The 22,878-nt window shown below is 56.3% G+C and carries 23 protein-coding genes; 13 read left to right on the forward strand and 10 right to left on the reverse strand.

The features are described from left to right. Positions 1-41: 41 nt before the first annotated feature. The 5 genes from sctL to I2D83_RS11765 form a co-directional block, all read right to left on the reverse strand. Positions 42-641: a type III secretion system stator protein SctL gene (gene sctL / locus I2D83_RS11745; protein WP_180779644.1), complete on the reverse strand. Its 600-nt coding sequence runs from the start codon at positions 639-641 to the stop codon at positions 42-44. Between the two features lie 36 nt (positions 642-677). Next, the gene (locus I2D83_RS11750; protein ID WP_205946567.1) at positions 678-1,310 is read right to left on the reverse strand and encodes a type III secretion protein; all 633 of its coding nucleotides are present in this window, start codon (positions 1,308-1,310) and stop codon (positions 678-680) included. Next, positions 1,307-2,074: a type III secretion system inner membrane ring lipoprotein SctJ gene (gene sctJ, locus I2D83_RS11755; protein WP_015840426.1), complete on the reverse strand. Its 768-nt coding sequence runs from the start codon at positions 2,072-2,074 to the stop codon at positions 1,307-1,309. The genes I2D83_RS11750 and sctJ overlap by 4 nt, the downstream gene beginning before the upstream one ends. Before the next feature lie 6 nt (positions 2,075-2,080). Beyond that, complete coding sequence (locus tag I2D83_RS11760) at positions 2,081-2,452, reverse strand: EscI/YscI/HrpB family type III secretion system inner rod protein (RefSeq protein ID WP_015840427.1); 372 nt, start codon at positions 2,450-2,452, stop codon at positions 2,081-2,083. Between the two features lie 66 nt (positions 2,453-2,518). Further along, positions 2,519-2,725, reverse strand: coding sequence for a type III secretion system major pilin HrpA (locus I2D83_RS11765; protein ID WP_009112561.1), 207 nt, complete (start codon positions 2,723-2,725; stop codon positions 2,519-2,521). Between the two features lie 365 nt (positions 2,726-3,090). Here I2D83_RS11765 and I2D83_RS11770 point away from each other — a divergent pair, with 365 nt between their 5' ends. Beyond that, positions 3,091-4,671: an EAL domain-containing protein gene (locus I2D83_RS11770; RefSeq protein ID WP_205946568.1), complete on the forward strand. Its 1,581-nt coding sequence runs from the start codon at positions 3,091-3,093 to the stop codon at positions 4,669-4,671. An 82-nt stretch (positions 4,672-4,753) separates the two neighbouring features. On the opposite strand, the gene I2D83_RS11775 is transcribed toward I2D83_RS11770, so the two are convergent. The 4 genes from I2D83_RS11775 to I2D83_RS11790 all read right to left on the reverse strand — a co-directional run bounded on the left by I2D83_RS11775 (position 4,754) and on the right by I2D83_RS11790 (position 9,097). Continuing rightward, a complete protein-coding gene (locus I2D83_RS11775) occupies positions 4,754-5,794 on the reverse strand; it encodes a sigma 54-interacting transcriptional regulator (protein WP_181846854.1) in 1,041 nt (346 codons plus the stop codon). 367 nt (positions 5,795-6,161) lie between these two features. Next, positions 6,162-6,803, reverse strand: a complete 642-nt coding sequence (locus I2D83_RS11780; RefSeq protein WP_015840430.1) for a response regulator transcription factor — start codon at positions 6,801-6,803, stop codon at positions 6,162-6,164. Positions 6,804-6,839: 36 nt separating this feature from the next. Then, positions 6,840-8,309 carry a PAS domain-containing sensor histidine kinase gene (locus tag I2D83_RS11785; protein ID WP_181846855.1) on the reverse strand — a complete coding sequence of 490 codons (1,470 nt, stop codon included), beginning with the start codon at positions 8,307-8,309 and terminating at the stop codon, positions 6,840-6,842. A gap of 242 nt (positions 8,310-8,551) precedes the next feature. Beyond that, positions 8,552-9,097, reverse strand: a complete 546-nt coding sequence (locus I2D83_RS11790) for an RNA polymerase sigma factor (RefSeq protein WP_015840432.1) — start codon at positions 9,095-9,097, stop codon at positions 8,552-8,554. A gap of 327 nt (positions 9,098-9,424) precedes the next feature. Here I2D83_RS11790 and sctW point away from each other — a divergent pair, with 327 nt between their 5' ends. Genes sctW through sctU form a run of 11 tightly spaced genes read left to right on the forward strand, consistent with a single transcriptional unit; the run spans position 9,425 to position 19,981 of the window. Beyond that, positions 9,425-10,633, forward strand: coding sequence for a type III secretion system gatekeeper subunit SctW (gene sctW, locus I2D83_RS11795; protein WP_205946569.1), 1,209 nt, complete (start codon positions 9,425-9,427; stop codon positions 10,631-10,633). Beyond that, on the forward strand, positions 10,630-12,732 hold the full coding sequence (sctV, locus tag I2D83_RS11800) for a type III secretion system export apparatus subunit SctV (protein ID WP_180779650.1): 2,103 nt from the start codon (positions 10,630-10,632) through the stop codon (positions 12,730-12,732). Before sctW ends, sctV begins: the two co-directional genes overlap by 4 nt. A gap of 9 nt (positions 12,733-12,741) precedes the next feature. Further along, on the forward strand, positions 12,742-13,671 hold the full coding sequence (locus I2D83_RS11805; RefSeq protein ID WP_181846857.1) for an FHA domain-containing protein: 930 nt from the start codon (positions 12,742-12,744) through the stop codon (positions 13,669-13,671). Beyond that, positions 13,671-15,038, forward strand: coding sequence for a type III secretion system ATPase SctN (gene sctN, locus I2D83_RS11810; RefSeq protein ID WP_181828633.1), 1,368 nt, complete (start codon positions 13,671-13,673; stop codon positions 15,036-15,038). The genes I2D83_RS11805 and sctN overlap by 1 nt, the downstream gene beginning before the upstream one ends. Further along, positions 15,028-15,465: a hypothetical protein gene (locus tag I2D83_RS11815; protein ID WP_015840437.1), complete on the forward strand. Its 438-nt coding sequence runs from the start codon at positions 15,028-15,030 to the stop codon at positions 15,463-15,465. The genes sctN and I2D83_RS11815 overlap by 11 nt, the downstream gene beginning before the upstream one ends. Beyond that, positions 15,462-16,007: a type III secretion system HrpP C-terminal domain-containing protein gene (locus I2D83_RS11820; protein WP_205946570.1), complete on the forward strand. Its 546-nt coding sequence runs from the start codon at positions 15,462-15,464 to the stop codon at positions 16,005-16,007. Before I2D83_RS11815 ends, I2D83_RS11820 begins: the two co-directional genes overlap by 4 nt. Then, complete coding sequence (sctQ, locus tag I2D83_RS11825) at positions 16,004-17,164, forward strand: type III secretion system cytoplasmic ring protein SctQ (protein WP_205946571.1); 1,161 nt, start codon at positions 16,004-16,006, stop codon at positions 17,162-17,164. The genes I2D83_RS11820 and sctQ overlap by 4 nt, the downstream gene beginning before the upstream one ends. Then, positions 17,161-17,814 (forward strand): type III secretion system export apparatus subunit SctR, encoded by a 654-nt coding sequence (gene sctR, locus I2D83_RS11830; RefSeq protein WP_010681683.1) that lies wholly within the window; start codon positions 17,161-17,163, stop codon positions 17,812-17,814. Before sctQ ends, sctR begins: the two co-directional genes overlap by 4 nt. Positions 17,815-17,821: 7 nt before the next feature. After that, positions 17,822-18,082 (forward strand): type III secretion system export apparatus subunit SctS, encoded by a 261-nt coding sequence (sctS, locus tag I2D83_RS11835; RefSeq protein ID WP_015840440.1) that lies wholly within the window; start codon positions 17,822-17,824, stop codon positions 18,080-18,082. 6 nt (positions 18,083-18,088) lie between these two features. Beyond that, positions 18,089-18,889: a type III secretion system export apparatus subunit SctT gene (gene sctT, locus I2D83_RS11840; RefSeq protein WP_205946572.1), complete on the forward strand. Its 801-nt coding sequence runs from the start codon at positions 18,089-18,091 to the stop codon at positions 18,887-18,889. Positions 18,890-18,901: 12 nt separating this feature from the next. Next, positions 18,902-19,981 (forward strand): type III secretion system export apparatus subunit SctU, encoded by a 1,080-nt coding sequence (gene sctU, locus I2D83_RS11845; protein ID WP_015840442.1) that lies wholly within the window; start codon positions 18,902-18,904, stop codon positions 19,979-19,981. A gap of 347 nt (positions 19,982-20,328) precedes the next feature. Here sctU and I2D83_RS11850 read toward each other — a convergent pair whose 3' ends face one another. Then, the gene (locus I2D83_RS11850) at positions 20,329-21,264 is read right to left on the reverse strand and encodes a LysR family transcriptional regulator (protein ID WP_205946573.1); all 936 of its coding nucleotides are present in this window, start codon (positions 21,262-21,264) and stop codon (positions 20,329-20,331) included. A gap of 143 nt (positions 21,265-21,407) precedes the next feature. On the opposite strand from I2D83_RS11850, the gene I2D83_RS11855 reads away from it, so the two are divergent. Next, the gene (locus I2D83_RS11855; RefSeq protein WP_205946574.1) at positions 21,408-22,826 is read left to right on the forward strand and encodes a M20 family metallopeptidase; all 1,419 of its coding nucleotides are present in this window, start codon (positions 21,408-21,410) and stop codon (positions 22,824-22,826) included. Positions 22,827-22,878 lie beyond the last annotated feature (52 nt).

Consider the following 22,878-nt stretch of genomic DNA (forward strand, 5'->3'; position numbering starts at 1 on the left):
TGCAGTTCCCGTTGTCAGTCGCAATTTTGTCAGCCGCAATGTCACATCGCGGCAGGATACTCCGGCGGCATGAGCTGTTTTACCGCCTGCCGCCAGCTCAACGACATCACGCCGTGCGCCGTAATCAGCTTCATGGCATCGTTATCCAGCGCTTCATCGCTGGCAAGACGCCATTCCAGATGCGCATGGGCATCCAGCCAATGCTGCACATCGGCAAGCTGGGCGGGATGGCAATACAGCGTTCCCCGGCTTTCCCCCTGCTGTTGCTTCAACAACTGCCGCAGTAAAGCGTGATGGCGCGACGGCGCAGGTGTTTTATCCAGCACATGTGCCAGCGCATCGCGCAGTAGCTGTCCGGCTTGCGTAATCATGACCTGCTCCATCTGCATTCGGTCTTGCCGAACCCCCTGCAACAGCACATTTGCCTGCTGCCAGAATTCCGCTTCTGCCTGTTCTACTGCCTGCTCACACAGCGTTCGGGCACGTTCGTGCGCCTGCGCCACGATCGTATCGGCCTGCGCATTGGCCTCTTCCCAAAGTGTCCGACTGCGCCGATGTGCCGCGACTCGCTCCGCCGGAATAATCACCGTTTCATCCCGACTGGCATCGGGTAATGTCACAAACGTTTTCGTCGTCAGCATGCTTCGTCCTTAGCAAAATGAATGAAAATGAGGGGATTATGCGGGCGCCGATGCTTTCCAGATCAGGGCATCGCACAGCGCATTGAGTCTGGCGGCAGGCAATGACACCGCAGAGATAAGGTGATGATCGGGCCAATCGCGTGGAAAGAGCAGCCGTAGACGTGACCAGTACACTTCACCATAACGAATACGCAGCAGCAGCAATGCATCCTGATAGCCGGTTGCGGAGGACTCCGACAGCGATGGCGCGGCAGATGACGCAGAAAAGGTCATCTCCGCCGGTAGCCATAAGCCAGGCCGCAATGCCTTTGCCAGCCGCTCACACCATATGCCCTCGGCATCAGCACGATCCGGATTACGTATGGGCTGACAAACCCGCGCCATCAGGCGTAATACCGTTTCCCGCTGCGCGGTATCCAGCTCGCCGATGTGCATGAGTGAAGCAAGCGGATCCGGTGGCAACCGCTGTGGCAGAGATAAATGGCGATGAAGCTGTTCGGCGTTCACATGCAGCCAGTCGCGGCGCTGCGGCGACTCGGGTAACGCTACCTTCCCGCGCCACCAGCTGGGATCGGCCTGTAACAAACAATCTTTTACCCACCAGGTCAGCCATGCCAGCGCGGTGGCATCACCCAGCGTCAACGCCCTGCGGTGCTCTTGTGTTGTCATTGTGACGACGGCTCCCCGGCTTTTTTCTGCTGCCATTGGCGCAGGTAAGGCATGCCAACGCGCCAGCCTAATAGTCCAGCCAATAGCAGGCCAAACAGCCCCGCGCTCCACTGCCAGCGTCGCATCTCATCCGGCGTGAGCGTGAACGGCCCCAGCGTGACAACCGGGATCGTGTCCTGATACGGTTCGGCCGGAACAAAGACGATCGCCAGTTCTTTATCATCCTTGCCGGACAGGCCGGGGATACTGCTGGCCACCATACGGCGGATGCGCGGCTCCATCCCATCAGGTTCCAGTTCAGCACGATATTTGATAAACACCGCTGCCGAGGCAGGCTGAACCGGCTCGCCGGGGGCGATACGCTCCGGCAGCACCACGTGCACCCGCGCCACCAGTACGCCATCAATCTGCGCCAGCGTTGCTTCCACTTCCTGCGATAAGGCATAGATATAGCGGGCGCGCTCTTCCAACGGCGTCGAAATCACACCACTTTTCTGAAAGACCTCGCCCAGATTAGTACGTGATTGCTTCGGTAAGCCCGCCGCATTGAGAATATTGACGGCACGTTCCATGTTTTTTGCGTCGATCACCAGCGTAACGCCGGTTTTGTCCACCCGTTTCTCCGCGCCGATCTGATAACGGCCAAGCATCGAAATCGCTTCGTTGGCATCGTTCTCCGACAGCCCGCGATTCAGCTCAATCGGCTCGCCGCAGCCAGCCAATAGCCCGATCAGCAGAAGAAACACTCGCTTATCGATTTTCATAGGCCGCTACTGTAAGTTGGTGAGTTTTTCCAGACTCTGTACACTTTTCGCCACCAGTTTGGCGCTCAGCAGACTTTCCAGATAGAACGAGGACAGCGTTCGGGTCGCATCCAGCACATCCTTTGGATTATTGGAACGCATCGACTGGCTGACGTCGCGTTCGGCGGATTTAAAGACGCCGTTCAGTCCCTGAGATTTTTCCGCCAGCGCGCCCAGCCACTGACTATTACCGCTTTCTGCCGTCATTGGTGCCGACGACAGCGCCGCGCTGAACCAGGACACATCCTGATTCGTGGCGGAAAAGGAAAAAGACGTGCCGTTGTCCGCCAGCGGCGCATCCCCCGGCTGAGACAGCGTAGTGGCATGATTAATTTTCATGGTGTGGATTCCATCACGGACGGATAAAATAAAGCCGGAGCAAGGCTCCGGCTCGTTGACTCACAATCAGAACTGGATAGCTTTTGCCGCTTTCTGCCCGGAGTTCAGTGATTTGGACGCAGAATCCATCTGACCATCCAGAATGGAGTTTTCCGTATCCAGCGCAATTTTCTGTGCCTGAGCGCCTGCTGCACGCGTCAGAGAACCAGCCATCGCGGTATCCAGAGTCTGAGAAGCCGCCTGAGATGCAACCTGAGAAAGTCCTAAAGCCATGATATATCTCCAAATATGATGAATGTTTACGGTGGTGAACTGTCATGCTGTACATACAGTCATCTTGTTCATTCATTAAGTGGGAGAGCGGGTCAGTGAGTTCCCGCAGAAAGGAAATTCTTTCGGTAATAACAAGATTCTTTCGACAAGAACAGTGTGAGGGGCAGAACTAGCCTAGTTTTCGCTGTGTTTCCGGCCGTTAGTTATCGTAGATTTTCTTTTAAAATAATAAAAAGCGTTATTGCCTTACCGAAAGATCGTAAGTTATTTCCGATTTGCAGGAACGTTTTACCCTGTGTAACTGGCAAGGATGCGATATCTGAACCCATGCCGTACTATTCTCGTCACGCTGCCAGATGGTCGCTATGCTCACCTTAACTACCAACACCGGATTGTGGTTCAGACTTGTTTTGATTTCGTTTGCCAGCGCTTTGCTGGCGCTGTTTATTGGGCAAGGCATTTTAGCCCGGCTGGAACAGACGCAGTTGCAGCACTATAGTCAGGACGTCCTCAATCAGGGAATCGCCGTCGCGAATGAAGGTCGGGAAACCATCAACCGGGTGCTGACGCTGAATAACGCGCCTTGTTCCAGCGCCGACTTGAAAGAGTTACGTCTGATCTCCTTTTACTCCGTTTATCTGCGTGATATCGGGCGTATCAAGGACAACTATCTCATCTGCTCCGCAGGCTGGGGGATTCTCAACCCACCAATTTATCTGCTGCCGCCGAACCTGACGACGCCAGAGGGCGTGCAGCTATGGACCGCGATGAAAGACGTGGTTGATCCACGTATTACTGCCGATATGGCAAGCCTGAACGGTGTCGTCACGATTACCGCCGCCGCCGCATTTCGCCGTTTCATTCATCCGCCTGCCGAATACAACGCCATGCTGATAACACGCAATCTGGGTCATATCTATCAGACCTTTGGCGATATCGATCTCTCGGCGTTCAAGCAGACACAGCAGCAGAAGAACGCGTGGCTGACCATGGGAAAACGCCAGACGTTTTTCTGTGCGGCAAACCGGGATATCTGCGTACTGGCTCAGTTAGATTCTGCGGGTATTCTGTATCGTCCCTGGTATATCATCACCGCCCTGTTTTTTGTCGGGGCGCTCATCGGCGCCAGTTTTACCCTGTCCTATCAACTCTACGACGATCGGCATCAGGCTTTGCCATCACAGCTAAAACGCGCAATCAAACACCAGCGACTGCATGTACATTACCAGCCGCTGATCAGCCTGCCACAGCGTGCAATTATTGGTGTAGAAGCGCTGGCACGTTGGAAGAATGAGCGTGGTGATAATGTCTCGCCAGAGCTTTTTATCGGTATTGCTGAAAAAATGGGCTATTCCGCCGAGCTAACCCGCATCATCACGCGTCAGGCGCTGCGGGATATGCAGCCGTACCTCACGCAGGAATCGCCCTTTCTTCTTAGCATTAATCTGTCTGTGTCTGACATTGTGTCGTCTGATTATCATCACTTCCTACAGCAGTTGTGCGACGAACTGGGGATAGACAGAACACGTGTCATGTTAGAACTGACTGAGCGGTCGAGCACATCCCATAAAACACTGGCAGACGGCCTTGAGGCCTTACGCCGTTCGGGCTATAAGGTTGCGCTTGATGATTTCGGTACCGGATATTCCAACCTCGATTATCTGAGCCATTTACCGTTCGATATGATCAAGATCGACAAGATTTTTGTCGGCGCCATCGGTACCGACTCGGTGAATGCCGCTATGGCAGATCTGTTATTCACCCTGGTCAAAAAACTGGACGTCCCTGTGATCATCGAAGGGGTAGAAACCCGCGAGCAAGCCGCTTACATCCTGCAACATTGCCCATCGGCGATTATTCAAGGATGGTATTTCAGTCGGGCGGTGGCGTTGCACGATCTCCCGGATATCCATCACTATCCGTGCCCGCCGATAGAAACGGCGTAGCCAGAAACGGTGCAAATAGAAACAGCGCAACCTGAACGTTGACCTGTCGGGGTACCGCAGGTCAACGTTCGATATTCAGCCTTCATGCCTGACAGGCTTCCCCGCCCCCGGCGCACATCTCTCGCACCGTCACATTCAGCACTTTCAGGCGATGATAGAGTGTCCGCTTGGGGATCCCCAGTTCCACAATCACATCGTCAATGCAGTGGTCGTGGCGACGCAGCGCATCCTGAATCAGAAATTTTTCAATCCGCTTTAACCGATCTTTGAGTTGCAAAGGACGCGGGTGCAGCAGCGGCTGAATTTCAGCCAAGGGCGACAGCCCCATTGCCCAGCGATCCGCCGCCGCCTTCAGTTCACGGATATTGCCTGGCCAGCTGTGAGTCAGCAGCTGCTCGTAAATCTCTGCCGTCATCGGTGGTTGCGTCATTCTCAGGCGTACCGCCGCTTCCTGACTAAAGCGTTGAAACAGCGGCAGAATGAGATCGCTACGGGAGCGCAGCGTCGGCAGTTGAATCTTGACCGTATCAAGACGGAAATAGAGATCGCGTCGAAACAGCCCTTTTTCCACCAGTTGCAGCAAAGGCGTTTGCGTCGCCACAATCACACGCATATCCACGGGCGTAAACTGGGTACTTCCCAACCGCTTTACGCCACGGCTTTCCAGCACACGTAGCATCTTGGCTTGTAGCGTCATCGGCATACTGTCGATCTCATCCAGAAACAGAATCCCCTTATCCGCACTTTCCAGATAGCCCGCGCGGGATCGGTTCGCGCCGGTATAAGCGCCCGACACTACGCCGAACAGTTCGCTTTCGGCCAGATTTTCCGGTACGGCGGCACAGTTCACCGCTACCAGTGGGCCGCTGCATCGGGACAGCCGATGAATGCGATTCGCCAGTGTGTCTTTTCCCGTACCGGTTTCACCTTCCAGCACGATATCGACATTAAGGGGAGCAATAACATTGATGATTGGCGACAGCGATGAGTGAATATCATCAGTCGTAGACGATGGCGGCAGGGAATAGTCGAATGATGACGCCTTCTCTACGGGTGAATGATCGAATGATGAATACTCGAGTGATGAATCGTGTTGTCTGTCCTGACGGTAATGATTATTCATTGACTACTCCTGGAGCCCAAACGGGCTAACTGACTGCCTTCCATAACGTGGGGTCCACCGAAAATCCGTGGCGTTTCTCCGCATAACGCACACCGATTTCATCACCGGTGGAACGATGACAAGCATTACCGCCATTGAATAATGAAACCATCAGGCATCGCTGAACATCAGGTAGGAATTCCAGAGCAATTTGTAGGGAAATACCTACAAAAAAACGACCAAAGCAAGAAAAAACAGCCCATTACCTTTTCAAGTAATACACAAGAAAGCGAAAGAATATCGTTAGGAAATCGTAAGGGTCAGTAAAGGGATTCAGCGACGGTTGAATCCCTTTTATCTGTTCTCCTTTTCACCGCGGTTCCCACTGCTAGGGAATCAGCTTCTTACTCACAACATATTTCACAATCTCCACATTGGTACTGAACTGCATTTTTTCCATCAGACGCGCCTTATGAGTGCTGACCGTTTTATTGCTGATGGCCAACTCATTGGCGATGGCATTGATGCCCATCCCCTGCGCAAACATAATCATGATCTGGTGCTCTCTGGCCGTCAGCACATCGTGCTCGGCTCTGCCCCCCTCCGTGTAGTTGGAAAACACCAGCTGCTCGGCAATCGTGTGGTCGATATAGCGAGCCCCCTGCGCCACACGTCGGATCGCCGACAGCAGGGCTTCCGGGTCTTTATCTTTGGTGATGTAACCTCTGGCGCCGCTCTTCAGCGCATGCTGTGCAATCTGCGCTTCGCTGTACATGCTGAGCACCAGAATCGGCAGACGCGGATATTGCGCCACCACGCGTGAAATCAATGCTTCACCGCTGATACCGGGCATCGACATATCCAGCAGCAGCAAATCAGGCGTCACGCTGCGCAGTTGTGCCAGTACCTGTGCGCCATTTCCGGCTTCGGCGACGACGCTCAGCGATTCATCCAGCGCGAAGATCTGCTTGAGCCCTTCACGCATGATGACGTGATCGTCTGCGATCATTAAACGTATTGGTTTACCCATCGCTCATTTCTTCCTTTTGTTGTTATTATCCCGCGATTAACGGGTATCGCCATTTTTAGGAAACGTTAACTGCACCAGCGTGCCTTTACCGGGCTCACTTTCAATCACGACTTCTCCCCCCAGCATCCGCCCTCGCTCTTTCATACTCATGAGCCCGAAAGCGTTTTTATTTTTAGCTTGGGAATCAAAACCTTTGCCGTTGTCTTTAATGCACAGCACCACACAGTCAGGCTGATTATCCAGCGTAATGCGTACCTGGGTAGCGGCGGCGTAGCGCGCGACGTTAGTCAACGATTCCTGCACGACGCGGAATGCCGCCGTGGTGCTTTCGTCATTGAGCGCCAACGGTTCCCCCAACGTTCGTAGCAGACAGGTGGCGCTGTAGTGCCGGTTAAATTCGTCGCACAGCCATTCCAGCGCAGGTGTAAGCCCCATATTCAACACATTCGGCCTAAGCCGGGTCGACACGTTACGCACCACCTGAATCGTTTGGTCAGCCAACTGCATCAGCTTTTGCAAATGCGCCTGCATGTCAGGGTTTTCCTTGGCAAAACACATGCGCATCAGCGACAGGCTCATGCGGATCGTGGTCAAATGCTGCCCCAGCTCATCGTGAATTTCCTGCGCGATATGCTTACGTTCCTCCTCACGCGATATCTCGCGCTGGCGTGCCAGCAAACGCAGTTGCATATGCGAATCAGCCAGTTTTTTCTCCGCATAGCGAATCGCGGTAATGTCCCGCCCTACGGTCAGAATCGACACCAGCGCGCCATGCTGATCAAACTCCGGCACACAGCGAATATGGTGAATACTTTGATGGCGCTGATCGCCTTTCCCCCGCGACTCCATCACTTCACCTTCCGCGCTGCTGCGGGTATCAACCACCTGCTGCACCAGTTGTTCCATACGGATTGCACACCCAACACCGGGCATTAACTCCGTAATCATACGGCCCCGAAGTTGCTCTACGGTGAAATCCAGATGTTTCAAACTGGCCGCGTTGGCGTACAGGCAATTCAGGTTGGGATCGAAGCGAATAATCAAATCCGGCGTGTTCTCAACCAGCGCGCGAAATTCCTGCTCTCGCGCATAGGCTAACTGTTCAATATGTTTACGTTCCCTGATATCTCTGACGACACACATGCTGTAGCTACGTCCTCTGTGTTGGAAATGTGTGAGATTAACTTCTACCGGAATAGTCATGCCGTAGCGGGTGAGGTGTCGGGTTTCAAACGTGGTCCCCACGCCTGATTCGTACTCCTGCAGCCAGTCCGGTGACCGATGATCGGCGCTCCATAGCGGGTCGATGTCGACAACGCTCAGATGCATGAATTCCGTAATGCTGTAGCCCAGTGTCTGGCTGGCGGCCTCATTGACATAACAAAAACGCTGATCTTCATTGACGATATAAATCGCGTCCTTGATGCGACCAAATGCAAAATCCACCAATTCCAGCTCGGGAGCCTTGGTTTTTTCATCGGAACGAAACGGTTGGGTGAACATCATTGCCATCTCCTTATTTTGAATTAAGACACTTGTGCAGCCACCCGCCGTGCAGGTAGCGCGATACGGCGTCTCAACATTCCAGAAGATGGACAGGAAACCCTGCAACGGCATAAATGCGACCTGATATCACGGCGTGCGACCCACTCACTGAGCGGCAACCGCCACCTTGAGCAAGGCGGTTACCACAGCAGTCAGTGAAAAACGGTAGGTACAGGCTCGCCCTTTCGTCCCGTGAAATGCCGTCAGGACTCAACGGCCTGACGGATCACCCCTCGGGCACGAGACAGCCGTGACCGCACCGTACCGATGGGGATCTCCAACTGCAACGCAAGATCCTGATAACTGGCATCGGTATCCAGCAACTGCATCAGCATCTGACGGGTATCCTCAGGCAGTGAGACGATGGCATCCATTGCGCGTTTCAATGCCCGCTGGCTTTCAGCGATCGCGCCGGGATCGAGATCTATCGCAATATGCTCCAGCATCTCATCACCCATTTCCTGAGCGCGCTGCCGTGCCTGCTTGAAATAGTTGCGAACCAGATTGAGGGCAATACCAAATACCCACGTCTCCGGCCGCGATGCTCCCGCAAATTTATCCTGATGTTTGAGCACTTCCAGGTAGGTCATTTGCTGTAAATCCTCAACGTCGTCATGGTTGCTGACGCGCTTGCGGATGAAGTTATGCAATTTCTTTCCGTGTTGACGAAACACCTGTTCCCAATCGACAGCGAGCGCCGGGTAAAGCGAAGGGGTCGGTTCGATGTGTTTCAGGGTAGACATATCCATTTGCTGACTCTCCGTTGTTGTGCCCCATTGGCAAAAACGGAAGAGCAAGCCCTGTGCCAGCCCGGAATTGTTTTTATAACACTGATTTTTAATCAGTTATTTTTCACCTCGCCTATTATCGTGCCATTTTTTGCCAGCGCCCACAGCACGAAATTGCAAGTTATTGCAATCAGTAAAACGGCATTTCACCCAATCCGCCATCAAATTCAGCCTGCTCCGATGACTTCACGCGGGGGAACCCATTCTTTTCAGATTCCACACAGCAATACATGCATATCGCTGCACGTTCACACCACGACACGTAGCCGACTTATTCAGGATGACACCATGATCAAAATGCCGACCGTCCTTCCCTCTAGCAACGCCCTGCCGCGCCCTGTCGTCGTGGATGACGACCCCGTGCCGCAGGCCGCGGTGCAGCAGACCAGTTCTCACCACGCGGCTCCCGGATCGCCGTTATCTACCTCAATGGAAGAGGTAGCGATGGCGTTTGGCGAGCAGGCTGAGCGGAGAAGTAAATCGCTGAATCGACGACAAATCGCCCAGCAGCCAGAGGCTCGCGCCACTGCGAATGTCGAACGGATTGAGAAGCTGACGGAACTGTTCAGGATGCTGGAAAACCCGTCGCAAAGTACGCTCGACCAGCAGTTGAGCCGCATGCGCGATCTGCTGATGCAGAAAGGTTCGCCGTCGCTTGACGCCATCCTGGAAGCCGCAGGCAACGATCCGGCGCGCGGCGATATCCTGCTGCGCCACATCCAGCAGCAATCTGCCCAGCAGCCAGAACTGGCGACGGCGGCAAAGACTGCACTACAGCAGTTGCATCAAGAGAAAGGGCCGGAAGTCCGAGCGGGTCTGAATACCGCGACGGCCATTGCGTTGTTCAGCACCCAGCCGGAACAGAAACAGGCGATGCGCGATCTGTACTACCAGAAAATCGTGCATCAGCAATCGGCCAGCGCACTGCTGGACTCTCTTTTGGAACGCTTTGATGCCGCCACATTCTCCATTGGGCTGCGCACGTTGCAGCGGGCGCTGGCGGCGGATATCGCCTCGCTGACACCCTCTATTTCAAAGGCCGTTCTTAGCAAAATGCTGAGCAACCTCAATGATTCCCGCCACCTGAGCCATACGCTGTCATCCAGCCAGACGCTGCTAACGCGGCTGGCGAACAAAGTGCCAGCCTTTACGCTCGGCGCCGTGGAGCTGACCCGTCGCCTGATTGGCCTGAGCGCCAACGGTGCCTATGCCCGCGACCTGCATAATCTCGGGCGGGAAGTCGCCGGGACGCAGGTACAGCATCAGGCAATGTTTTTCAGCGCCCTGCTGCCACTCGTCAGCGACCTGCCGCATCCGCTGTGGCGGGACAGTAAAAACCGGCAAACGGCGCTTCAGCTGATACGCGGCATGATTGGCGATATCGCCCGATACGAAAAGCAACAGGCCAATAATTCTCAGCATAACGAACGGGCACCGCGTGACGCCGCATCGCCGCAAAAACAGGACGCGCGCGACTCGGATAAGGAGCAGCCATGAATCTGCTGATTACCTGGCTGAACCGTATTGCGCTGAGCGCGATGCAGCGCTCCGAGGTCGTTGGTGCGGTCATCGTGATGTCTATCGTTTTCATGATGATCATCCCGCTGCCTACCGGGCTGATCGATGTGCTCATCGCGCTCAACATCTGCGCCTCTTCTCTGCTGATCGTGCTGGCGATGTATCTGCCCAAGCCGCTGGCCTTCTCGACGTTTCCCGCGGTGCTGTTGTTGACCACCATGTTCCGACTGGCGATCTCCATTTCCACCACACGCCAAATCCTGCTTCAGCAGGACGGTGGCCATATCGTTGAGGCCTTCGGTAACTACGTGGTAGGCGGGAATCTGGCGGTCGGTCTGGTTATCTTTCTGATTCTGACGGTGGTGAACTTTCTGGTGATCACCAAAGGCTCCGAGCGCGTAGCTGAGGTAGCGGCACGTTTCACGCTGGATGCGATGCCCGGCAAACAGATGTCCATCGACAGCGATCTGCGTGCCGGGCTGATCGAAGCCCATCAGGCGCGGCAGCGGCGCGAAAATCTGGCAAAAGAGAGTCAGTTATTCGGGGCGATGGACGGCGCGATGAAGTTCGTCAAAGGCGATGCCATTGCGTCGCTGGTTATCGTGTTCATCAACATGATCGGCGGTTTCGCCATCGGCGTGTTGCAGCACAATATGGCCGCGTCCGATGCCATGCACGTCTACTCGGTTCTGACTATCGGCGACGGACTGATCGCCCAGATCCCGGCGCTACTGATATCGCTGACTGCGGGGATGATCATCACCCGCGTCTCAGCCGATGGGCAAAAAGTGGATGCCAATATTGGTCGGGAAATCGCGGAACAGCTCACCAGCCAGCCCAAAGCGTGGATCATCTCCTCCATCGGCATGTTTGGCTTTGCGCTGCTGCCGGGGATGCCGACGCTGGTGTTTGTCGCAATCAGTCTGGCGTCGCTCGGCAGTGGTCTGTTTCAGCTTTGGCGCATCAAGCAGCAAGGTCAGTTGGATGCCAGCCAGTCGGAGGCGGACAACATGCCAGCCGAACAGAATGGCTATCAGGATCTGCGGCGTTTCAACCCCACCCGTGCCTATCTGCTGCTGTTTCATCCCATCTGGCAAGGACAGCCGACGGCGACGGCGCTGGTGCAGAATATCCGCCGCCTGCGTAACAAACTGGTCTATCGCTTCGGTTTTACGCTGCCGTCTTTTGATATCGAATTCAGCGATCGGCTGGCGGAGGATGAGTTTCAGTTTTGCGTCTATGAAATTCCCTACGTGAAAGCCACCTTTGTCACCGATCGGTTGGCTGTTGCCAGTGCTGCCGTTGAACAGGTTGATACCGAGCTTGCCACGCCGGGTCCCACGCTGCGGGATGAAAGCCAATGGCTCTGGCTGCCGTTGGCTCATGTTTCGCAGCAGCCCGACGACGTACCGCGCTGGACAGCGGATGAGCTGATTCTGGCACGTATGGAGCAGGCTATTCATCGTACCGGTTCACAATTCATCGGCTTGCAGGAAACCAAATCCATTCTGGCCTGGCTGGAGAGCGAACAGCCGGAATTGGCGCAGGAGCTACAGCGCATCATGCCGCTCTCGCGTTTCGCCAGCGTGCTGCAACGGCTGGCTTCCGAACGCGTGCCGCTTCGATCGGTGCGCCCCATCGCCGAGGCGCTGATTGAAGTCGGCCAGCATGAGCGGGATACGCTGGCGCTGACCGACTACGTGCGCCTGGCGCTCAAATCGCAAATCTGCCACCAGTACAGCGATGAAAACAGCCTTGCCGTCTGGCTACTGACGCCGGAAAGCGAGGAACTGCTGCGTGATGCGCTGCGCCAGACGCAGAACGAAACCTTCTTCGCCCTGACACAGGACTACGCCTCAACGCTGCTCAGCCAACTGCGGCAGGCATTTCCGCCGCTCTCGTCGCAGCGCAGTCTGGTGCTGGTGGCGCAGGATTTACGCAGTCCGCTGCGTACCCTGTTACAAGACGAATTTCACCACGTTCCGGTGCTGTCCTTCACCGAACTGGAATCCACCCTGTCGATCAACGTCATTGGGCGTCTCGATCTTTACGACTCCCCCGATCCCTTTAGCGCATAGGAACACACCATGTTTGAATTACGCGTGCTGACTGGTTTACATCGCGGTGCGGCGCTGCCGCTCTGTGGAAACGCCTGGCGCATCGGTGCAGCCGATGATGCCGATCTCGTGCTCTACGATCCCGGTATAGCGCCTTGCCACGGCCAGTTAGAGAAGACCGCTGACGGCTGGGCGCTCAGCGCACAGGATGGTGCGTTATGTAATGCGGAAGGCCATACCGTCGAACAGATTGACGCACTGCCGCCCGGCACGCCCTTTGCGCTGGGGCAGATTTGGCTCTGCATTGTCGCGGCGGATACCCCCTGGCCTGACGACAGCGAAACGCCTCCGACCGCAGAAGAAGATGTTCCCCCAGTGGAACCATCCGCCGACGAACCGCCAGTTCATATCGCGGCGCCTATCCCTACGCCCGCGCCACGCCTGCCGCTGTGGGCCAAAGCCAGCTATCTGCTGCTTGGCGCATTGTTGCTGGTGATGGTAGGCAGTTGGCAACTACAGGAGAGCGTCGCGATGCCTGCCGCCCCGCCGCCGCAGGATACCCGCAAACCGCTCAGCACGCTGCCACAGCTAGAAAGCACGCTGCGCATCATGTTGCAGGAGCGGGAACTGAGCGCGGCCGTGAAAGTGGCGGCGTATCAGGATCGCGTCACGCTCACCGGACAATTAACGCCGGACGATCAAAAAAAGCTGGAACGGATGCTCGCCCAACTCCACCAACGTTATAGAACCGCGCTGTCCGTGGATAACCGGACGCAGCTGAAAACGGAACAACTGCCGTTTCAGATCGTTCAGGTGACGAGCGGGTCGCGGGCGAATGTCGTCACGGCGGATGGCCAGCGCTTTTTCATCGGCGATGAGATCGACAACCTGCGTCTGGTGAAAATTGATGAGCACCAGATTGAATTCAGCGGCAGACAACAGATAACGGTGAACTGGTAATGCAGACACAACCTTCTTCTTTCCCCCTGCTCGATCAGTGGGTCGCACGGCAGCGCCAGCATTTGGCAGGTTATGCGCCCGTGGAGAAAAAAGGCCGCGTCATGGCCGTCAGCGGCATCTTGCTGGAGTGCAGTCTGCCGCAGGCGCGCATTGGCGACCTGTGCTGGGTGGCACGCCAGGACGACAGCCAGATGATGGCCGAAGTCGTAGGGTTTAGCCCAGACAATACCTTTCTCTCCGCGCTCGGGGCGCTGGACGGCATCGCTCAGGGTGCAACCGTGACGCCGCTGTATCAGCCGCACTGCATTCAGGTGTCGGAACGTTTGCTGGGCAGCGTGCTGGACGGGTTTGGGCGGGCGCTGGAGGACGATGGTGAGAGCGCGTTTGTCGAACCCGGTCATGCTACAGGTCGCACGCAGCCGGTGCTGGGCGATGCCCCGCCGCCGACCTCCCGACCGCGCATCAGCCAGCCGCTCCCCACCGGATTGCGCGCCGTCGATGGCCTACTAACCATCGGTCAGGGGCAACGCGTCGGCATCTTCGCCGGCGCGGGCTGCGGCAAAACCACGCTACTGGCCGAACTGGCACGTAATACGCCGTGCGACGCCATTGTTTTCGGGCTGATTGGCGAACGTGGCCGCGAACTGCGCGAGTTTCTCGATCACGAACTGGACGATGAACTGCGCAGTCGCACCGTGCTGGTGTGTTCCACCTCCGACCGCAGCAGCATGGAACGTGCGCGCGCGGCGTTCACTGCCACGGCTATCGCCGAGGCTTACCGCGCCGAAGGCCGTCAGGTGCTGCTGATTATTGATTCCCTGACGCGTTTCGCTCGTGCCCAGCGCGAAATCGGTCTGGCGCTCGGGGAACCGCAGGGGCGCGGCGGACTGCCGCCGTCGGTCTATACGCTGCTGCCGCGGTTGGTCGAACGCGCCGGACAAACGGAAGACGGCGCCATCACCGCGCTCTATTCCGTGCTGATTGAACAGGATTCCATGAACGATCCGGTCGCCGACGAAGTCCGTTCATTGATTGACGGGCACATCGTGCTCGCCCGACGTTTGGCGGAACAGGGGCATTATCCGGCTATCGACGTGCTGGCCAGCCTGAGCCGCACCATGAGTAACGTCGTAGATACCGATCACACCCGCAACGCGGGCGGCGTACGGCGTCTGATGGCGGCGTACAAACAGGTTGAGATGCTAATTCGCCTCGGCGAATACCAGCCCGGCCATGATGTACTGACCGATTCCGCCGTCAACGCCCATGCAGAAATCACGCAGTTTCTTCGTCAGTCAATGCGTGAACCGATGCCTTATGGCGTGATTCAGCAACAGCTCGCCGGAGTCAGCCGCTATGCCCCATAACACCGAACGCGATGCCGAATTACAGACCGTGTTGAATCTGCTGATGCCGATACGCCGTCAACGCTTAAGCCGCAGCGAGCGCCAACAGCGGCAGGAAGAACAGCAGTTGATCCGGATTGCGGAGCAGCAGCAGCGTCATCAGCAACAGGTTGACGCGCTGCAACAAGCTAGCCAGACGCAGCGCGACCAGTTTGCCCGAGACACTCAGGGGCAACGCCAAACGCTGGAAAATCTGAAAAAGCGCCTTGCCGCCGAACAGCGCTTACTCGGCGAGATAGCGGCAGAAACGCAGCAGGTACAAGCCACACAACAGCAATATCACGATCAGCAGCGCCAGGTTGATCACGCCCGAGAGGCCACTCGCCAATGCCAGAAGGCAGTGGAGAAACTGGAATATCTGCTGACGTTACCTCAGGAGCACGTATGAACAACCGACAGATTGCGTCATCCGAATCTACGGCGACGCAGAACGCGCAGGCCGTACTGCACGGTAAATCCTCTCGCGCAGACGGCTCACAGCATGATCCACAACCCGATCTACAACATAGCGATTTCTGGGAAGCCTTCACATTTTCAGATGGCTTTGAAGACGCGTTCTATCAGGATACGCCAGTCGCTTTATCACCGAGCGGTGCTCTCAATGCCCCGTTGCCGTTGCAGACTGACGCGTCGGACAACCCACAATATGTGACACCGTCACCGTGGCAGCCACTGCAATGTGAACTGATTGAAGCGATGGACAACATCTGCGCCCCGCCGTTTGCCTTTAGCCTGCAACTGCCGCAGTTAGGCGATATCGATGCACGCTTAGCCACTCTGGTACCGCGCGGCTGGGATATTTCTCTGCGTTTTAGCCGGGAAAGCTACCACCAGTTAAAAGATAGGCGCGAAGCCTGCCGCCATTCGCTCGCCAGCGCGTTGGATTGCCCGATAAACCTGCGTTTTGACGCCAGGGAGTATGAGCGATGAGTTCAAATTCCCCACACATTCGAACGCTGACACTGCCGACGCTGCGTGCGCAGCACGCCCGCATCCGCTCGATGCTGGCCACAGGGCTAGTGCTGCCGTTTATCCGCGAGGGGTACGAGGGCCGACTGCATCTTCAACTGACGAACGAATGCGTGCTGGCAGAGGAATCGTTCTCTGCACAACCACACGGTTGGCGTAGCGATATTGGCGATATCTCACTGACCGATCCGTTCCCGGTGCTCAGCCTGCTGTCGGACTGCCCGCTGCTGCCGCTATCTGAAGACGATGATGCGGCACAGGAGTGGTACTGGACGCTCTACAACCAGTCACTTAATCCCGTCCTGCGCGCGCTCGTCGGCGAGATTTATCCGCTGGGTATGGGTCATGAAACGCCGCACGACAAGGGTGCCGCCCTCTGTGCCTGGCTTTGTGTTAGCTGGAATGGCATTACCGCACGCAGCCGGATGCAGGCCGCTGACGCTGTCTGGCTGGCATTGTTTTCTCGCGCAGGCTGGCACCGTCAGCGCCGTGCACTCCCCGGAGGAATGACGATCGCTCTGCCACTCACACTGGCTGATGCCGTAGTGCCGCTGCCCGCGTTACACCATTTGTGTACGGGTGACCTCATTCTGCCCAACCGTCCGTGGTTTACCCCCTCTGGAGAAGGAACATTGTCATCCGGCACGCTGCGCCTGCACGGCACATTACAGCTCACCGCACATGCACCCTATACCTTTACCATTACCGACATGGAGACTGTCTCAATGCCCTCGTCTGCTACCGATACAATGTTCGCCGATCCTCACTCAGAGGCATCGGCATTTGAATTCACGCAAGAAAGTGACAATGTCACCGAAAACTTGCCACCGCTGCCGGTTACCTTACACCTTCGCTGCGGCAGCCTGACGATGACGCTAACGGAATTGCAGCATCTTGCCAACGGTAGCGTGTTAACACTGCGCGACGTGGTGCCGGGACAAGCCTGGCTGTATTACGGCGATATCGCTCTGGCGAGCGGTGATCTGGTCGATGTGGAAGGCCGGCTGGGGCTACAGATTACCCAGCGCTTTGCTGCACCGACACATTTTTCCGCACCAACACAAAGTCTGCCGGCAGTGGATGAGGATCACGCCGTCGAACCGGAGCTGGCACCATGACCTCCGGCGCATTCGACCCGTTGATGTTTGCGCTCTTCCTGGGCGCACTCTCCCTGATTCCGCTGATGATGATTGTCTGCACCTGCTTTCTGAAGATTGCCATTGTGCTGTTGATCACCCGCAACGCCATCGGGGTACAGCAAGTACCGCCCAATATGGCGCTGTACGGCATCGCGCTCGCGGCAACGCTGTTTGTGATGGCGCCGGTCTTTCAGGACATCAGCAAGCGCGTGCAGGAAAAGCCGCTGGATATGACCGATATCACGTCGCTTCAGGCCAGCGTGACCTACGGTCTGGAACCGCTGCAAACCTTTATGTCGCGCAACGTTGACCCGGATATTCTCACCCATCTGCATGAGAACAGCCTGCAAATGTGGCCCGCGTCGCTATCCGAAAAGGTGAATACGCAAAATCTGCTGCTGGTGATCCCGGCTTTCGTGCTGTCGGAGCTACAGGCTGGGTTCAAAATCGGCTTCCTGATTTATATCCCGTTTATCGTCATCGACCTCATCGTCTCCAACGTGCTACTGGCGCTGGGGATGCAGATGGTCGCGCCAATGACGCTGTCGCTGCCGTTAAAGCTGCTGCTGTTCGTGCTGGTGAACGGCTGGACACGGCTGCTTGACGGCCTGTTTTACAGCTATCTGTGAGGCCGCGATGGAAATAATCACACTTTTCCGTCAGGCCATGGTGATGGTCGTGCTGCTCTCGGCGCCGCCGCTGCTGGTTGCGGTGATCGTCGGCGTGCTGATCTCGCTGCTACAGGCGGTGATGCAGTTACAGGATCAAACGCTGCCCTTCGCCGTCAAGCTGATTTCCGTCGGGTTGGCGTTGGCGCTCTGCGGACGCTGGATTGGCGTAGAGCTGATGCAGTTGGCTATTACCGCATTCAACATGATTGCGCAGACCGGGGTATAAATCCGCATGATCGCCACCATTCAGCACGTTTACGACTTTATCATCGCCATAACGCTCGGTATCGCCCGGCTGTATCCCTGCTTTATTCTGGTGCCGGTTCTTTCACTCAACGTGCTGAAAGGCATGATGCGCAACGCGGTGGTGATTTCCCTGACGCTGCTGCCTGCTCCCATCGTGCAACAGCAACTCCTGCTGACGCCGCTGTCCTGGCCGATGCTGCCCGGCCTGCTGTTGAAAGAGATTATTGTCGGGCTGCTCATCGCATTGATTCTGGCGATGCCGTTCTGGCTGTTTGAATCCGTCGGCGCCCTGTTCGATAACCAGCGCGGCGCGTTGATGGGCGGTCAGCTCAACCCTGCACTGGGCTCGGACGCCACGCCGCTTGGCCATCTACTGAAACAGACCCTGATTCTGCTGCTGATTATTGGTATCGGCCTGAAGGGACTAACGCAGCTGATATGGGACAGCTACCAGATCTGGCCGGTACTGTCCTGGCTGCCCGCGCCGGGCGAACAAGGGTTTGAGGTCTACCTCGATCTGCTGGCCGATACCTTCACCCATCTGGTGGTGTACGCCGGGCCACTGGTGGCGCTACTGCTGCTGTTGGAATTCAGTATTGCGCTACTCAGTCTGTATAGCCCACAGCTTCAGGTCTTCGTCCTCTCCATTCCGGCTAAGTGTCTGGTCGGGATGGCCTTTTTCATCGTCTACCTGCCAGTGTTGCAGTATCTGGGCAGTGACAGACTGAAGGGACTACCGGATCTTAAGCACCTGCTCCCACTACTTTTTACGGCATCGAATAGCTAATCAGGCGGAACCATGAGCGAGAAAACGGAACAGCCCACAGATAAAAAGCTGGAAGACGCGCGCCGTAAAGGAGAAGTCGGACAAAGTCAGGATGTGCCCAAGCTGCTGATCTGCGTCGGTCTACTGGAGTGCGTGTTGGCATTAGCGGACAGCACCATGGGGAAACTCCAAACGCTGGTGCAATTGCCGCTACAACGGCTGGATGCGCCGTTTGCGCAGGTGGCGAAAGAAGTCTTTCATGACGCCGCCGTGCTGGCAGGCACACTCTGCCTGTTAGCCGCCGCGATTGCCGTCTTGCTGCGCATTGTGGGCGGCTGGATCCAGTATGGCCCGCTGTTTGCGCCCGAAGCGCTGAAGCTCGATCTCAATCGACTGAACCCGATTAACCAGTTTAAGCAGATGTTTTCGATGCGTAAGCTGGTGGAAATGCTGACCAATATCCTGAAAGCCGTAGTGATCGGTACGGTCTTTTATAAAGTGGTGGTGCCGGAGCTGGAAGCGCTGGTCGAATTAGCCTATGGCGATCTACACGGCTTTTGGCAAGGGGTGAAAGCGCTGCTGACGCGTATTGCCCGCACCACGCTGACGGCGCTTTTAGTGCTATCTGCACTGGATTTCGGCCTGCAAAAGTATTTCTTTCTCAAACAGCAGCGTATGAGCCATGAGGATTTACGCAACGAGCACAAGGATTCCGAAGGCGATCCCCACATGAAAGGCCATCGTAAGTCGCTGGCACACGAACTGATGAACGAACCCGCCGCCCCGCGCCCCAAAGCCAAAGTCGAAGACGCCGATATGCTGCTGGTGAACCCAACGCACTATGCGGTGGGACTTTACTATCGTCCCGGCAAAACGCCGTTACCGCGCATCTTGTTTAAAGGGGAAGATAGTGCGGCGCAGGAACTCATCGCTCAGGCGAAAAAAGCAGACATTCCGGTGATTCGCTTCATCTGGCTGACCCGTACGCTGTATCGCACCACGCCGGAAGGCCAGTACATTCCGCGCGAAACGCTTCAGGCCGTAGCGCAGGTGTATCGCGTTCTTCGCCAGCTCGAAGACGAGCAAAAACGCGATATTATCGAGATGGAGTGAATGTAAAACAAAGGCATCGCGTTTCTGTCTGCACCGAGCAATGTTTCGTGCGCATCAGCCAACGTGGATTTCTTCAACTCTCCCAGTGTGCGCCCGACATGGGGCGGCTCACTCGCCGCCGCCCCATGGCCCCAGGCTTTTCACGGAAATCTCGTCGCTACGCGATGCTTTCGGCGTTCGTGACTGCTATTCGGGTTCGCCAGTGACGCGCTCCATGCGCGGCACTGACTTTCGCGGCGTCCTGCCGCTCACCCGGCAGTCACGCTCGCCTCAACGCGATTTTTTACGTGAAGGGAAAAACAAAAAACGAATACGTTGATAGCTATAGTCATTTATTCTAAGCAACGTCAATAAATCGTCTCTGTCGCCACCTGACTCAGGTAGTGCGCTTCCCCCTGACGCAGTTCCGTCATCATGAAATCCAGGAAAGCCTGCTGCTGGGGCGCATGGGCTTTCCCTGCCAGCGTTTGGATCTGAAGTGAGCGCTGGTCAAGCTGCCTGATATTCAGCGGTTTCAGGCGCATCGGTTCCTGTAAGCACTTGTACATCACGGAATAGAAACTACAGGCGGTAACCGCACCCGGCGTGCTCATCGCATAGTAATAAAGCGTGGTGAAGTTGTTGCAGCACAGCGTCGGTTCCAGAAAGGTGCCGTTCATGCGGCACGAGAGGTCGAACAGCTGGCGTAGCGTGGTCGAGGGTTCCGGCAGCGCCAACGGGAAAGGATGCAAATCGGCCAGTTGAATAGACTGCTGCGCCAGCGGGTGATCGTCGGACATCAGCAGCATCAGCGGCGCAGGCAGCGCCAGTTCCACATTCACGCCCTGCTCGGGCGCCAGCGCAAACTGGAGCGCGATATCCACTTCACCATTGCGAATCATCTGCGACACCTGCATCGCCGAGTCCACCTTCAGCGCAAAGGTGGTATCCGGGTCATGCTGACGAAAACGCGCAAACAGCGTCGGCAGCAGATCAAACGCCATCCCTTCCGTACAGCCGATGCGCAGCAGCGCTCGACGGCTGGCTTTCAGCCCCTGAATTTCCGCCACGGCGGCATCCATGTCCATCATGCTCTTGCGCACATGGTTTTCCAGAATGCGCCCGGCATCATTTAACACCATGCCGCGCGCATGACGCTCGAACAACGGCACGCCAATGCGTTCTTCCAGCCGCTGGATTTGACGGCTGATCGCAGAAACAGCCACAAACAAGTGCTGACTAGCGGCGCTGAGCGAACCGGTGGTGGCAACCACCAGAAAATAACGAATCTCGGTGCTGTGCATGACGGCGTTCCTTCCAGACATCGCGGGGGGATTGGCAGGTTTATATTAAAAGCAAAGCTTAATTGCAATTTTTATTATTGTTGCAAAGCTCATTTTTTCTTTAAATATCGGTAACTTCGGCACATTATCCAGCAAGGAAAGGCATGACCAGCGCAGACCTTATTCGTATCGCCTGTGAACGTTTCGATCGCGGAGAATTTAAACAGACGCTGGCACGGCGCATTGCCCATGCCAGCGAGAGTCAGAAAGCGGGTAACCAGCTCGCGCTGAACCGCTATCTGACGGAAGAAATCCAACCCGCGTTGCAGGCAATGGGGTTCAGCGTAAGACAGATTACCTCGTTGGATGAAGGCCATCCCCCTTTTCTGCTGGCCGAACGCATTGAAGATCCCAGCCTGCCGACCATGCTGTCTTACGGCCACGGCGATGTGGTTTTCGGTGATGAAGAAAACTGGCGCGATGGGCTCAAACCATGGGAATTGGTGGAAGAAGGCGATCACTGGTACGGACGCGGCAGCGCCGATAACAAAGGGCAGCACAGTATTAACCTGATGGCGCTGGAGCAGGTGTTTCAGGCTCGCGGGCAGCGTCTGGGCTTTAACTGCAAACTGTTGTTCGAGATGGGAGAAGAAATTGGCTCACCGGGGCTTGCCGAGCTGTGCCAACAGCACAAACAGACGCTGGCGGCCGATCTCTTTATCGCCTCCGACGGACCACGCCTCAGCGCAGAGCGCCCGACGCTGTTCCTCGGCTCTCGCGGCTGCGTGAATTTCCGTTTGCGCATCAAGGCACGCGATCAGGCCTACCATTCTGGCAACTGGGGCGGTTTGCTGAGCAATCCAGGCACCCAATTGGCGAACGCTTTAGCCAGTCTGGTGGATGGACAAGGCCGGATGAAGATCGACACCCTGCTGCCACCGCCGTTGACGCCCGCGCTGCGGGAGATTCTCAGCACCATCGATCCCGCTGGTGGCGAGGACGATCCAGCGATTGATGAAAACTGGGGCGCAGAGGGACTCACGCCTGCCGAGCGGTTATTTGGCTGGAACACGCTGGAAGTGCTGTCGTTCATTACCGGCAACCCGCGTAAGCCGGTGAACGCGATTCCCGCCGACGCGACAGCGATTTGCCAACTGCGCTTTGTGGTCGGCACCGACTGGCAGAATCTGGCACAACATGTGCGTCAACACCTTGACCAACATGGCTTTGCGCAGGTGGACATAGAGGTGCTTAACACCTCTCCGGCGACGCGCTTTAACCCGGAAGATCCGCTGGTGAACTGGACATTGGCATTGATGCAGCAAATCAGCGGTAAACAACCCGCGTTGCTACCAAATCTGGGCGGATCGCTACCGAATGACGTCTTCGCCGACATCCTCGGCCTGCCAACACTGTGGATTCCCCACTCTTATCCGGCATGCGGCCAGCACGCGGTCAACGAACACCTGCTGAAATCCGTCGCCCGCGAAGGATTAGCGATCATGACCGGGTTGTTCTGGGAACTGGGGGAGCAAGGACAGGCACTATTAGAAGAACACCGCGAATATGCGAATCAGAGGTGATGTTTAGAACCTGATCGTCATGCCGTATAAACGAAAAGTGGCCGTATTAAAC

The sequence above is a fragment of the Pectobacterium aroidearum genome, from assembly GCF_015689195.1.
GTDB classification, from domain to species: Bacteria; Pseudomonadota; Gammaproteobacteria; order Enterobacterales; family Enterobacteriaceae; genus Pectobacterium; species Pectobacterium aroidearum.